This is a genomic window from Pseudoalteromonas sp. QJM3NY_22, from assembly GCF_056173065.1.
Map to the genome: position 1 here is coordinate 43081 of NZ_JBWBTZ010000002.1, position 13364 is coordinate 56444.

At 39.1% G+C, this 13364-nt stretch carries 9 protein-coding genes and 1 pseudogene; 1 reads left to right on the forward strand and 9 read right to left on the reverse strand.

The features are described 5' to 3' along the window. Positions 1–3: 3 nt before the first annotated feature. Both AC0VZ4_RS20535 and asd read right to left on the reverse strand, forming a co-directional pair. Positions 4–1011: pseudogene (locus tag AC0VZ4_RS20535) on the reverse strand (DUF748 domain-containing protein); the annotation flags it as partial. Between the two features lie 253 nt (positions 1012–1264). Continuing rightward, entirely contained in the window at positions 1265–2404 is a 1140-nt protein-coding gene (gene asd, locus AC0VZ4_RS20540; protein WP_475441984.1) for an aspartate-semialdehyde dehydrogenase, read from the reverse strand. A 268-nt stretch (positions 2405–2672) separates the two neighbouring features. Here asd and AC0VZ4_RS20545 point away from each other — a divergent pair, with 268 nt between their 5' ends. Continuing rightward, a complete protein-coding gene (locus AC0VZ4_RS20545) occupies positions 2673–3131 on the forward strand; it encodes a hypothetical protein (RefSeq protein ID WP_475441985.1) in 459 nt (152 codons plus the stop codon). A 57-nt stretch (positions 3132–3188) separates the two neighbouring features. Here the strand turns inward: AC0VZ4_RS20545 and AC0VZ4_RS20550 are convergent, their stop codons facing one another. The 7 genes from AC0VZ4_RS20550 to AC0VZ4_RS20580 all read right to left on the reverse strand — a co-directional run bounded on the left by AC0VZ4_RS20550 (position 3189) and on the right by AC0VZ4_RS20580 (position 13358). Continuing rightward, positions 3189–5822, reverse strand: coding sequence for a TonB-dependent receptor domain-containing protein (locus AC0VZ4_RS20550; RefSeq protein ID WP_475441986.1), 2634 nt, complete (start codon positions 5820–5822; stop codon positions 3189–3191). A 74-nt stretch (positions 5823–5896) separates the two neighbouring features. Further along, positions 5897–8692 carry a hypothetical protein gene (locus AC0VZ4_RS20555; protein WP_475441987.1) on the reverse strand — a complete coding sequence of 932 codons (2796 nt, stop codon included), beginning with the start codon at positions 8690–8692 and terminating at the stop codon, positions 5897–5899. 298 nt (positions 8693–8990) lie between these two features. After that, on the reverse strand, positions 8991–10331 hold the full coding sequence (locus AC0VZ4_RS20560; protein WP_306723939.1) for a tetratricopeptide repeat protein: 1341 nt from the start codon (positions 10329–10331) through the stop codon (positions 8991–8993). Positions 10332–10382: 51 nt separating this feature from the next. After that, on the reverse strand, positions 10383–10988 hold the full coding sequence (locus tag AC0VZ4_RS20565; RefSeq protein WP_457934748.1) for an energy transducer TonB: 606 nt from the start codon (positions 10986–10988) through the stop codon (positions 10383–10385). A 9-nt stretch (positions 10989–10997) separates the two neighbouring features. Next, entirely contained in the window at positions 10998–11408 is a 411-nt protein-coding gene (locus AC0VZ4_RS20570; RefSeq protein ID WP_007377599.1) for an ExbD/TolR family protein, read from the reverse strand. 51 nt (positions 11409–11459) lie between these two features. Then, complete coding sequence (locus AC0VZ4_RS20575; protein WP_007377600.1) at positions 11460–11987, reverse strand: MotA/TolQ/ExbB proton channel family protein; 528 nt, start codon at positions 11985–11987, stop codon at positions 11460–11462. A gap of 3 nt (positions 11988–11990) precedes the next feature. Further along, positions 11991–13358 (reverse strand): MotA/TolQ/ExbB proton channel family protein, encoded by a 1368-nt coding sequence (locus AC0VZ4_RS20580; RefSeq protein ID WP_475441988.1) that lies wholly within the window; start codon positions 13356–13358, stop codon positions 11991–11993. Positions 13359–13364: the final 6 nt, after the last annotated feature.

Here is a 13364-nt window from a genome sequence, read left to right on the forward strand (position 1 = left end):
ACTCGTCGAAACATCCGTATTATCTAGTTGACCTTCAATAGGAATGCGTGCAGCAACACGTTTAGATTCATCGTTTTCGAGTATAGAGCCGAGTAAATCAACACTGCCTTCAAACATGGCAGTAAATATGCCGTCATCATCTTTTTCTATATCTTCGCGCCACGAAAAAACACGCAAGTTTTGAACGCCTGCTTTTACATAACCATTTAAGTTATTGTCTTTAGCCACAAGTTCCATAGCGCCATCGATACCCCCTGCTTCAATATCAAACGGTGTATATACTTTAAATACAGTGTCTAAATTTTCAACTGAAAAGCGCTGTACCTCTGCATTAAAATCAAAATTAGCGTGCTTGCTAAAAGGGTCTAATTTGCCATTAAGCCTTAATGCCGCCTACCCCATTAACGCACCTTCTACGTTTAGAGTAGTCACAAGTGTTTTTGATAGGTTTTGCGCATTCGTTATGTTTTCAATTCTGGCATTAATATTTAATATAAAAGTGGGTTTTTCACCCTGACTAGTTGCATTAACTAGGGACAACTTACCTTGTTCAATAGTTAAGGTATCGATTGAGAACAACACTAAATCGTTGGCGAGTCCGATCCAAGTTGTTTCATCTTTTACACGTTGATTTTGCTCTGCTGCGTTTGGGTTTTTATCATAAATAACAATTTCGGGGCGCATAAAAGCCATATTTGTTACCAGATTCCTTTTTAAAAGCGCCGACCATGCAAGTGAAAAATCAAGTGTTTTTACCGCAAGTAAAGGTCTAGGTGCTGTGGTTGCGTTAGTAGCGTAAATTTCTACATCGTCAATGGCATAAGCGCCACGATATAAAAACAAATCTACATCACCTATATGTCCCGTAATACCTTGCGTATGTTTTAGCTGGTAATTTACATACTGTTGCACTGCATAAGGCGCAGCTATTCTGAGGGTAATTAGCAGCAATACAATTACGACAAGAAAGTTGAACCATTTACGGTGTAATGAATTTAAAAATGAACGCATTGTAATTTCCTTTATTTCCACCTACAAAGCAGTATTTTAAACATGTAAAAACTACGCAATTTTGTAATAGCAGTACATATAATGCGAGTAAAATACGTATTCTATAAGGTTTGTTGTAGTTAGCTGGTTAACATGGGAATTACAGCAAATGATGTACCAGTTTATAAAGCCCGATTTATAAACTGGTAAAGCAGGTTAAATAAAAAGGGTTAGCAAATTGCTAACCCTGAAAAATAAAATTTACTAACAATGTTTACTCATCATCAATAATAATGCGTAACATGCGGCGCAATGGCTCTGCGGCGCCCCATAACAGCTGATCTCCCACTGTAAACGCGCTTATGTATTTAGGGCCCATGGCTAATTTACGAATACGGCCAACAGGAATACTTAATGTCCCCGTTATTTTAACTGGGGTTAAGTCAGTAGCGCTAATTTCGCGCTCATTTGGAATAACTTTAACCCATTCATTATGCGAGGCTAAAATTTCTTCAACTTTTTCTACGCTAATATCTTCACGTAATTTAATGGTCATTGCTTGTGAGTGACAGCGCATTGCACCAATACGTACACATAAACCATCAATTGGCACTGGCTGCTTAGATGAGCCTAAAATTTTATTGGCTTCAACCTGCGCTTTCCATTCTTCTTTAGACTGACCGCTTGGCATAGGTACGTCAATCCACGGAATTAAACTGCCTGCTAATGGCACACCAAACTGGTCTTGTGGCAAATCACTTGAAGCCATTTTTTCGCTTACTATCTTATCAATTTCTAAAATAGCAGAGCTTGGGTTATCTAGTTTATCTGCGACACTTGCATGAATAGCGCCCATTTGTGCAATAAGCTCTTTCATATTTCGTGCACCGGCGCCCGACGCCGCTTGGTAAGTCATTGGGCTTACCCATTCAATTAGGTCTTGCTCAAATAAACCACCTAATGCAAGTAGCATTAGCGATACTGTACAGTTACCGCCCACAAACGTTTTAACGCCTTGCGCTAAGCCTTGTTCAATAACATCTTTGTTTACAGGATCCAGTACTATAATGCTATCGTCACTCATTCGAAGTGCTGAAGCGGCATCAATCCAGTAGCCATCCCAACCAGATTCTCTAAGTTTTGGATATACGGAATTGGTGTAATCGCCGCCTTGGCAAGTAACAATAATATCCATTTTAGCAAGTTCGCTAATGTCACTTGCATCAAGCAATGGTTTTGCATCGCCTGCAATGTCCGGTCCTAACTGACCCGCTTGCGAGGTGGTGAAGAAGGTAGTGTCGATATGGGCAAAATCACTTTGTTGCTGCATACGTTCTAATAACACGGAGCCTACCATGCCACGCCAACCGACTAATCCTACTTTTTTCATTGTTTTTTCCACTGTTTTGTTCATAAAAGATGCCTTAATACATTAAAAATTAAATTCATTGCGTGAGATTTAATTTTCATTAACGTCAAAATAACACCACCAGCCCCCTAAAACTAGTGAATAAAGTAGAACTCAAATTTTTTTCATAGTGTAAAAAATGCAAAGGCATGCAGTGCTTATTTTAAACTTTAATAAAAGCTTAACCTTGTTGAAACTTATATTTACCACGCTTAATAGACACATTGAATAAAGATGTTTTGTGTAATTCTACATTCAACTAAAGGAAAAGATAATGAAGACATTCACTCTTGCTCTACTTACTTTAAGTTCAGTATCACTTAATGTATTTGCAGATACTACGCTTTCAGCAAGCACAATAACGCTAAAAGAAAATGAAAAAGTATCCTTTGAGCGCGCAGAAATAAATATGGAACAGCAACAAGGTATATTGGTAAATACTGCAACAACCTATTACGCACCACAGGTTTGGATAAATGGGCGCTTAGAGCTGTTTTTTGTGGGTTCTACAAATGGAAATCAATTTTGTGAAGAGCGTGGTCACAATCAAGAAATTTCTGGAAGCACAATTACCTGCGGAGAGGATGAAAGCGCCTACGGAGACTTCGATTGGTATAACCAATCATGGGGCATGAAAAGTACTGGTAGTAAAAAAAAACCAATGTTATCAGCTCTATGCAACTATAAAGTGCAAATAGAAAAAATATTGACACAAAAAAGCCCCGTTAAATAACGGGGCTAATCGGTAACTATGGTTATTATAATTCCCTTCCTTGGGCAAAGCTATGCGTTAAAATTGATACTTATACTCAACCGAAAACTCAGTTCCTTTTTCCTTAGAACGAGTTAATACTCCATCCGCTTCAATTTTTTGATCTTGGCCTAAAATATTCAACACTTTAAACTTAATGCTCGAATTAAAATCAGGGAAGTAAGTATAGTTTAAGTCTACAGAATGAAATGGCTGCTCCATCCAATCCTCTTGACCTTCAATACCCGGTATAATGATACGTTCACCAAATACATTATAAATAATTGTCGCCGCATGCTCTCCACTTGGCGCATCGTAGCCTAACTGCATATTTACCACGTATTTAGAGTGTCCGGTTAAACGTCTCTTTGTATTTGTTACAGCAGCTGAAACCCCTGTTTGATCCACAATTGCTTGTCGATCTAACTTTATTTCAGAATCACTTAATGTAACATTACCACTTAAAAAGATATCTTGGCCGATACCACCTAAAAAAGTAAAATCTTTTAGGTAATCAAATTCAATGCCTGCTACATAACCTTCCTCAGCATTCGCTATTCGTACTAATGGAGGACCGTCTTGAGAAGGTGATTGCACTGATTCAATAGGGTCAGTCATATCTTTATAAAATAAACCTACTGAAAAGTTTTCACCTGTATCGTAGTAATTTTCCCATCGGAAATCATAGTTTTTGATTTGTGTTGTACGCAGGCCCGGTGTTCCCCCTACTGGATATTCTGTAAGTGGATCAATATATGTTGATTCTGAAATCTCACGTAAATCAGGGCGTACAACTGTTTCACCATAGCTTAAACGATATTGGGTTTCATCATCATAAACATATGTAAATGCTAACGCACCATAAACATCATCTTCTTGAAAAGCTAAATCTGCAAGCTCGTCGTACTCAATTGATGAGTCAAGACCCCCTGTAAATGGATCTAAAGGGACAGACACTTGCCTAAAGTCTTCCCAACGAATACCACCACTTATACGCCATTTATTATTAAAGAAAAAATCTGCTTCAAAATAATAAGCATCCGTTTTTTGAGCCGACCTATAATCATCACCGGAAACAGTCGTATCATTTAAAATAGGTAAATTAAGCTGAGCATTAGCAATTACATCGTCAGATAAAATGCTGTTTAATTTATTGCCATTTAAATCTACACCGCTAAAGGCACGCGTATTAATGTCAAAACGACGATTAGACGCTGAGCGTTCTTTTGATATAAAATCAGCACCTGATTTTAATTCAATATCAACGCCATCAAGCATAATAGGGAACGTGAAGTTAAACCCGTAATTCTCTACTTCATCATTTAAATCTTGATACGTATAGCGTGCTGCCGTTGTTGCATTAGTTAAAGCGATTTCATTTTGAACATCATAATTACCATCTTCGTTTTCATCAGTAACAATAAATCGCGTTGTTAAGTTACCTGGTGCATAACGATTTGAACGACCATTAGAGTATTTCCAATCAAAGCCTGCAAAGTTTAACCAATCAAACGTATGCGTGCCTTTGATCTGATTTACAATTAACTCACGCTCTTCGTAGCTAATATCGTAAGAACGAATGCGTTTGTTATCCGATTGATTGTTGTTCTCATCAATACCTAACCGGTCTCTAACTTTGTCTTCAGTATCACGAAGTATCAGCGAACTAATATCAATACGATGAGACTTATCGTACTCAATACCAAAATTAAACATCCCAGAAAGCTTTACGTTATGCTCACTAGAGGTCACTTTGTCATAACCTCGCGTAAGCGCAGCAGTAGACTCCCCTAGACGGAAATCTTGCCCTTGGTATTCTTCACCTACAAAATATTTATTATCGTAACTTACAGCAGATAAAAACCCATAACGCCAATCACCTGACTCAAAGCTATTACCCAGTGTTACAGTAAATTTAGTATTTGGGTCTAAACTTGTTTCAGTTGGGTCATAACCTCTATTTAAATCAAGTGCCAATGCACGACTTTGCTCAGGTGTAACATCATCAATTGATTGACCTGATTTATAAATAGCTTTAATCGAATCGGGCATTTCACGTGTGCCGTCATCAAAACCATACCAATCATTAGAACCGCCATTGTATTCAAGGCCATCATCAAAATTGTTGCTGTTGTAACCTAACTGACCTGTAACATCAAAAACAAACTGATTCGGAATACTTTTTAATCTTATATCTACATTACCACCACCAAATGAAGCAGGCATTGATGGTGAATAAGATTTTTGTACTGATAAGCTCTCGATTATACCTGCAGGAAATAAATCCAAAGGGATAACTGAACGTGTTGGATCAGGACTTGGCACAGCAGCACTATTTAATTGCGTACTCGAATAGCGCTCGCCTAAACCCCGTACATATATAAACTTACCGTCAACTAATGTAAGACCCGTTACACGGCGCAAAGCGCCCGCAGCATCGCTGTCACCACTACGGGATATTTGCTCTGCTCCCATGATATCGGCAACAAATGCTTGTTGCTTACGCTCTTCAAGTACAGCCGTTGCAGTGCCTTTTAAACGACTAGCACTAACCACAACTTCTTCGAGTACAGCTTCATCATCAACTTCAGCAGCATTAACTGACATGCTTAGACTACATAAAATTGCGGTACTTAAAGCTGATAAACTAAAATGTTTGGAAAATTGTTTCATGTTTACCTCTATCTGATATAAAACAGAAAGTTATAAAAAGGTGTTAAACAAATTTAACACCTGTTCTTACTGTGTTATTCCAGACCTACAGTCCAACCAGCGGTCCAATCATTAGTACTTGAAACTGCACCTATATGGTCAGTAGTATCAAAGAAGCTATCGATTGCCTTTACGTCTGTTGGAACTGTTGTATCTATTGTAAAAATACCATTTACAACATCAGGTTGTCCTGTTGCAACTAGATTACCTAAGGTTGTCGTCCACCAGTTTTGCGTATCAAAAGTAACGCCACTTGGGTCTTTAAAGTTTTCTGAGCAAGCAATAACTGAAGACTTAATCAATAAAGTTCCGTCGTTGGCATTATTCACTGTTTCGCTTTCAGTAAATAATGGGGTTCCAGAGTCATCTTTTGCAATACCTTCAATTTCTAAACACTCACCCATCCCTACTGGACCGGTAACAATAGTGTTATAGATTTGAGCGCCTGTGCCTTCACGGAAATACATACCTTCACTATCATCTTCACCATCAAAGGTATTACCTATGATAGTTAAGTTAGCAATAGTCGGATTTGATTTAGGTAATTTTGACGGTGATTTACCATCGTTATCTGATTCAATACCACGGTTTGCATCCGAATTATCCGCAGCTTGCTTTACAAGTACATGTTGTAATTTACCTTGGAATCCATTATCCCAGTCAATACTGTCATCTTGAATACTTGTAAGCACAACGTATTTTGCTTGAACGTTACCACCAAAAAACTCTATTCCATCATCTGCATTTTGGTGAACCTGTAAGTATTCAACGGTTGTACCAGAGCCAACACCGCCAAAAGTAATACCGTTTATTTCATTACCCGGTGAAAGTAAGTAGCCACCATTCATTACGCGAACATAACGCAAAGTACCTGAGTTATCAGTCGTCTCTGTACCACCAAATACCGCTCCACTTTCTACGCCCTCTACTTGAAGAGCACAATCACCAGTATCTGGGCATTTATTAGACGGGGCATTACCAAGAAGCACTAAACCACCCCATTGTCCTGCAGCTGTTGCTTCGCCAGCTACATCTTGACTAGATGTAAACGAAATAGGCTTATCTTTTGTGCCGTTAGCTTCTATTTTAGAATCACGACCAACAACTAAATAATCTTTACCGTTTCTACCATAAACGGTAACACCAGGTTCAATTGTCAAAGTAGCTGAGTCTGTTTTATCACCCCCAACGAATACAGCGCCGTCAAGTGCATAAAGGTTACCAGCGGTTAGTGTTAAATCAGCTGTAATACGACCCGATATTTCACACGTTGTCGTTGTGCCATCACCTGGTGAAATTGAAGTTGTTCCTGTAGGGCAACCTGCAACGGCTTCAGGTGCGGTAACAATTCCGCCACCATAACCAAATGCCCAGCCTTCACGCCAATCATCAGAATCATTCAATGCACCCGCAAAATCAACTGTGTCGAAAAATGCGTCAACGGTATTAGCAACATCCTGACCAGCACCTAACAAAGGAGAGCCGGCAATAGGCTGACCATTAACACCTAGCATAGGTTTGTCATTAATAACGTTACCAGATTGCGCCGTAAACCACCCTTCTAACGCTAAAAGTACTGAACCATCTGCACCTTTAGGGTCTTTAAAGTTTTCACCATTAGTACAAGACATAAAAGTGTTTTGCATTAATATAGTGCCATCGTTAGCATTATTTACTGTTTCGCTATCAGAAAATAAAGCCGTGCCATCATCAGCCAATGCAATACCTTCAAGCTCTAAACACTCACCCATTTCATCAGAGCCTGTGATCACTGAGTTGTATAGGTGTAAACCGGTGCCTTCACGTAAGTAAATACCTTCAGCATCGTCTTCACCATTAAAGTTATTACCAACAATGGTTAAATTAGAAATCATAGGCAACGATTTTGGATCTTTAGAAGGGATTTTACCGTCGTTATCAGCTTCAATTCCTCGGTTTGCATCAGTAGAGTTTTTATCTTGCTCGACGTAAACAAACTGCATTTTTCCTTGGAAGCCATTATCCCAGTCAATGCTATCATCATCGATACTTGTTAAAACAACGTGTTTTAAATTAACCGCGCCACCAAAAAATTCAACGCCATCATCCGCATTATTATGAACTTGTAAGTAATCAACTGTTGTACCAGAGCCTACCGCACCAAATGTAATGCCGTTTAACTCATTACCAACAGAAAGCTCAAAACCGGCATTTTTAACAACTACGTATTTAAGAGTACCTGAACTATCAGTGTTATCAGTACCGCCAAACACAGCACCAGACTCAACACCTTCTACTTGAAGTGCACAATCGCCTTCAGCAGGACATTTATTTGAAATACCATTGCCTAATAACACCATACCGCCCCATTGACCTGCAGCAGTTGTTTCACCTAAAACATCTTGCTTAGATGTAAAGATAATTGGGTCGTTTTTAGTTCCTGACGCTTCAATTTTTGAGTCGCGACTAACAACAATGTAATCGCCTCCATTATTACCAAAGACGACAGCGCCTGGCTCAATAGTAAGCGTTGCACTTTCTGCTTTATCTTTACCAACAAAAACAGCGCCATCAAGTGCCCAAATTGCATCAGTTGAAAGTGTTGTATCTTGTGTTATAACACCAGAAAGAACCTGAACAGTAACAGAACGACCTAAGGCAGTAGATACCTCAGTTGATAAACTTTGGCTAAATGTACCGGGTAACTCTTCAGCTGTTGGTGGTGTTGGATTTGTAGATGAATTTGGTTGTTCAACCGTTTCTTCAACATTTAGATTTATATCACCGCCACAGCCGGCTAATGTAATTGCAGTAGCCACAAGGCTGACCTTGAATAAGTCAGATAATTTCATTGTTCACTCCGTTAAAGTATTTAATTATTTTGTTAGCGCTTTATTAAACTCAAGTCACCTTAAGGCACTTTTTAATGCATTAAGGTCACTTGAGTTCTTAGCTGCGATTACCTTACGGGAGCTGTATGACAGAGCCGTTACACTTTAATAAACATAAGATGACAAAGTTATTTTCATAAATTTCAAATGGTTAATTAGAAAAAAACCACCAAAAATAAATTTAAGGCGGTTTGCATAGTGCGATTATGAAATAGCTTGACGTGTATACCTGTTACCAAATAATCACGCTAGTTAAAAATTAAAGTAACGCTGTTCTGAGTGTTTCTGCATGTACTTTTTCACGCTTGACATATTTGATCCATTGCTGTGCTAAACGCTGTGACTTTTTATGCTTTTGGGCTTGTTCAAACGCTAAAATTGATGCATCAAAATTTTGTAAATTGTACTGCGCCATTCCCAAAGCAACAAAAGCGTTTGATTCAAAATCAAGGTCACCTTTATCAAGCGCTTTACGCGCAGCATCGGCGGCTTCTTCAAACTGCTCAGTATTTACATACACTTCGGCTAAACGTTGGTCGTACTTACCACTTGGCGATAAATCAGCCGCCTTAGCAAAATACGTGATTGATTTTTCATCTTCTTTTGCCTGGATCATCGCCTCAGCAACAAAAGCATAATTTTTTGCAGTTTGCTCTGCAATTCCAGCATCTATAGCTTTACTCATAACAGTGGCGGCTTTATACGCTAAGCCATTATATAAATACACCTGAGCCAATTGGCGTAAATCAGATTTAGAGGTTAAAAAACCTTGCTGGTACGCGGCTTCAATAACACTAAGCTGTTGCCTTTCTTTTCCTAATTCACCATACATACCCGATAACTGAACCCAGTATTCAGGTTTGTTGTAAAGCTTTACCATACGTTCCAATACATCAACCACTTTATCTGTTTGGTTAAGCGAGTAATACATTGCACGCTGTAAGACTAGCCAATTTTCTTTAGGTGTTTTACCTTCACTATCGCTTAAAGTAATTGCTTGGGTAATATAATTAAGGCCTTGCTTAAAATCTTTTAACTGATAATAGGTTTGTGCTCTCAATACATAATAACCATCAGTAATCGGTTTAGTATTAATAGCATCCCATTGGTCTAAAAATGCAATCACTTTTTCATAGTCACTATTAGCCATTGCCAATTGAGCTAAACTGAACGTCGTGCTCACACGCAGTGATTCTGGAATACCTTCCTCAGCAACTACTTTTTCAAACGCTGCAATAGCTTTTGGTAAGTCATTTTCATTGTAATATATGAAACCATAAAAATTATGCATCATCGCAATTTCGTACGAATTCATACTCGATGAGCGCTCATTTATGCTATCAAGTGCTTCAAGTCCTGCCTTAACATCGCCATCATCAGCGAGCTTTTGTGCACGTGCCAGCTGGCTGTATACTTTTTCACGTAAAGCTGGCACACGTTTAGTTTTTTGCTCTTGCGCCGCATTGGCTGTAGCTACATCTACACTAGGTAAAATGCTCAGTGCACTAGGAGTAATAATACTTGTACTTATCGCTGCGGTACAAAACAGTGTTAATTTTAAAAGTTTTGCCACAGGTCGTAATGTTGTCATTGATTTCATAGTCGCCTCGCTTTTCGAACCATTTACTCGTAGGTTTAATTAATCGCTAAATTAACCATTGATCTGGAAAGAAATTTTGTTCTGAACACCCGCAACTTCAACAGCTTCGCCATTAACTACGCGCGGTTTGTATTTAAATTTAAGGGCTGCATCCATTGCAGCTTTATCAAATAGTGACTCAGGCTCTGCTTTTAAAACATGGGGCTCACGCACAGTACCTTGTTTAGTTACAGTGAATTCAACAATAACGTAACCCTCAATACCACGTGACAATGCACGGCGCGGGTAAACTGGAGCTACTTTTACTATCGGTAAATATTCGCCATCACTTGAGTCCAGCGATAAGCCACCTGATAAATTGACATCCGCATCAACATTGGCACCAAAGTCAAAGTTGTTAGCATTTGCATTAGCATCACTACTTTGCATTTGCGGTGACTCCATTGGTGGAGGCGGTTCTTTTGGTGTGGGTGGCTTTTGTGGTTTACGTTCTTTTTTTTGTACGCTTTCTTCTTTTTTAAGCCTTACAAAATCAAGTACGTTCCCTTTAGCGGGTTCACTCATCGCTCCATCGCCGCCAGTTATAAGTGCTTGCATGCCTAAAAAAAGCATGAAAGTCACTACACCAGCTATAATTAATGCTACTAAATAACGCATTGCTAACCCTTATGCTTCTTGAGCTGCAATCGACACATCAAACACACCTGCGGCACGTGCTGCATCCATTACCTTTATCAATGTATCTGTTGTAGATTTTTTGTCTGCCTGAATTACAACACTGCCTTGAGGATTTTCAGCTTTTAAACGCTCAATGTTTGCTTGAACAGCTCGTATATCAATTTGACGTTTATTGATCCAAATCTCACCTTTGTCTGAAATAGCCACTAGTATGTTTGCACGTTCCTTTTTTACAGCTGTTGCAGCTTCTGGACGATTTACATCAATACCAGCTTCTTTGACAAACGATGCTGTCACAATAAAGAAAATAAGCATTATAAAAACAACATCTAACATAGGTGTCATGTTTATTTCTTCTGCTTCATCTTCTTGCATTAAATTACCTAAAGGGGCTCTCATTTTTTATTCTCCTAGGATAAGCGAACTTGTAAGGCGCTTATCAAAATTTATTTAATGGTCTAACACCATGCTGTCTTCAAGAAGCTCTACTTCGCGCTTAGCTTTACGTTGTAAGTACGTTGAGGCAAACACTCCTGATAACGCACCTACCATACCTGCCATTGTTGGAATAGTTGCTTTAGATACACCTGACGCCATTGAACGAGCACTACCGGTACCTGTAATTGCCATAACATCAAATACTTCTATCATTCCGGTTACCGTTCCTAATAAACCGAGTAGCGGGCATAACGCCACCATCACATTAATTAAAGGCAAATTGGTATTAAGGCGCATACTTGCTCGCGAGATCATAGCTTGACGTATTTGTTCAGCATTCCAGCTATTACGCTCATCACGAATAGTCCATGTGCTTTTAACACCTTTTTTATAACTGCGAAAACCATTGAAAAAGTAAATAAATCGCTCGAGTATCAATAACCACATCGCGAAGATTAACACCCCGATGACCAACAAAACTTGGCCACCGGTGTCGAGAAAATCACGGATAGCATTGATTGAATCAATCAATAGCACCATGGTTTATGCTCCCTTCTCGCTTCGCTCTGCGATAATACCTGCGCTCTGCTCTTGTAAAATAAGCAGTAACCCTTTTGAACGTGTATTAAGCAGCGTATATATGAACACAGTAGGAATCGCGACAACTAAACCCAGAACCGTTGTTACTAGTGCTTGTGAAATACCACCCGCCATGAGTTTTGGGTCGCCTGTGCCAAATAAAGTAATTGCTTGGAAAGTATTAATCATACCGGTTACCGTACCTAATAAACCCAATAACGGTGCAACAACAGAGATGATTTTAATGAGAGTAAGGTTACGTGTTATTTTTGGCATTTCACGTAGAATAGCTTCGCTTAATTTTAGTTCAAGCGTGTCGTAGGCCACATTTGGATAGTCGTCTTTTACTTTCATAACACGACCCAGTGGATTGTCATCTCGCGCTACATTATCTTTTAGCTGACGACGAATTTTGCCACCAACAAGTAGTAAAGATACAAAGCGTTCTATCGCAATCAACAGTGCAAGTAAACCTACACCTAAAATAACATAACCAACCGCACCACCTTGGTGTACTTGCTCGGCAGTATCTGGGGCTTGTACTAATAAACCTAAAATTGAACCGCCTGTCGGGTCAAGTGCAAACTGAACTGCACCACTTTTAGCATTTTGTAGATCACTCGCTGTTGCGGTAAAACGTGAAACAGGCTGACGAGTAAGTTCACTTAACGTGTTTGTACCTGGATTGTACTCTAAGTATTTACCATTTGAGATTAAATTAAATGCACCAACACGAAGTACTTCTTGCTCTGCCTTGTTACCACCTTCGACTATGACGGTGGTATTAAAGCGACTTACTTTGCCCTGCTCAGTCATTTCACGTTGTAATTCGTACCATACTTTTTCAATATCTTCGATTGATGCAAGTTTAGACGTTGACCCCATTTTTTGTGCTAATTCATCCATAAATGCGCTGCGACCAGGGATTTGCGCCGATACGACAGATGTCGCAAATTTATTACTCGAATCACCAGCAACCTGCTGTAATACACCAAATAGTTCTTTAAGTGAGCCCATACGCTTTGATAAGGCATCCGTTAAATTGGCTAATTTAACTTCATTTTCTTCAAACTGCGTTTCCAATCGCTCTGACTCAACAAGCATTTGATTACGTTTTGCTTGTGTGTTTTTTAACATTTGCACTTGTTCATTTTGACGCGTTGCAAACGCTTGCTCTCGTTGTTGGTTTTGTACGCTTTGGGCTGATTTACCCTCTTCTAACGTTTTAAGTAATGAATCAAGGTTCATTGGCTCAGCGGCTAAACTCGAACCGGTAAAGCTAAGGCTTGCAACGAATAAAGCCATTTTTGTCATTTGAGTAAACAATTTCATTTTCAA

What these genes read in the sequence shown, in the direction of transcription:
- asd (WP_475441984.1), bottom strand. Translation starts at nt 2,404, where the DNA reads ATGAACAAAACAGTGGAAAAAACAATGAAAAAAGTAGGATTAGTCGGT.
- AC0VZ4_RS20545 (WP_475441985.1), top strand. Translation starts at nt 2,673, where the DNA reads ATGAAGACATTCACTCTTGCTCTACTTACTTTAAGTTCAGTATCACTT.
- AC0VZ4_RS20550 (WP_475441986.1), bottom strand. Translation starts at nt 5,822, where the DNA reads ATGAAACAATTTTCCAAACATTTTAGTTTATCAGCTTTAAGTACCGCA.
- AC0VZ4_RS20555 (WP_475441987.1), bottom strand. Translation starts at nt 8,692, where the DNA reads ATGAAATTATCTGACTTATTCAAGGTCAGCCTTGTGGCTACTGCAATT.
- AC0VZ4_RS20560 (WP_306723939.1), bottom strand. Translation starts at nt 10,331, where the DNA reads ATGAAATCAATGACAACATTACGACCTGTGGCAAAACTTTTAAAATTA.
- AC0VZ4_RS20565 (WP_457934748.1), bottom strand. Translation starts at nt 10,988, where the DNA reads ATGCGTTATTTAGTAGCATTAATTATAGCTGGTGTAGTGACTTTCATG.
- AC0VZ4_RS20570 (WP_007377599.1), bottom strand. Translation starts at nt 11,408, where the DNA reads ATGAGAGCCCCTTTAGGTAATTTAATGCAAGAAGATGAAGCAGAAGAA.
- AC0VZ4_RS20575 (WP_007377600.1), bottom strand. Translation starts at nt 11,987, where the DNA reads ATGGTGCTATTGATTGATTCAATCAATGCTATCCGTGATTTTCTCGAC.
- AC0VZ4_RS20580 (WP_475441988.1), bottom strand. Translation starts at nt 13,358, where the DNA reads ATGAAATTGTTTACTCAAATGACAAAAATGGCTTTATTCGTTGCAAGC.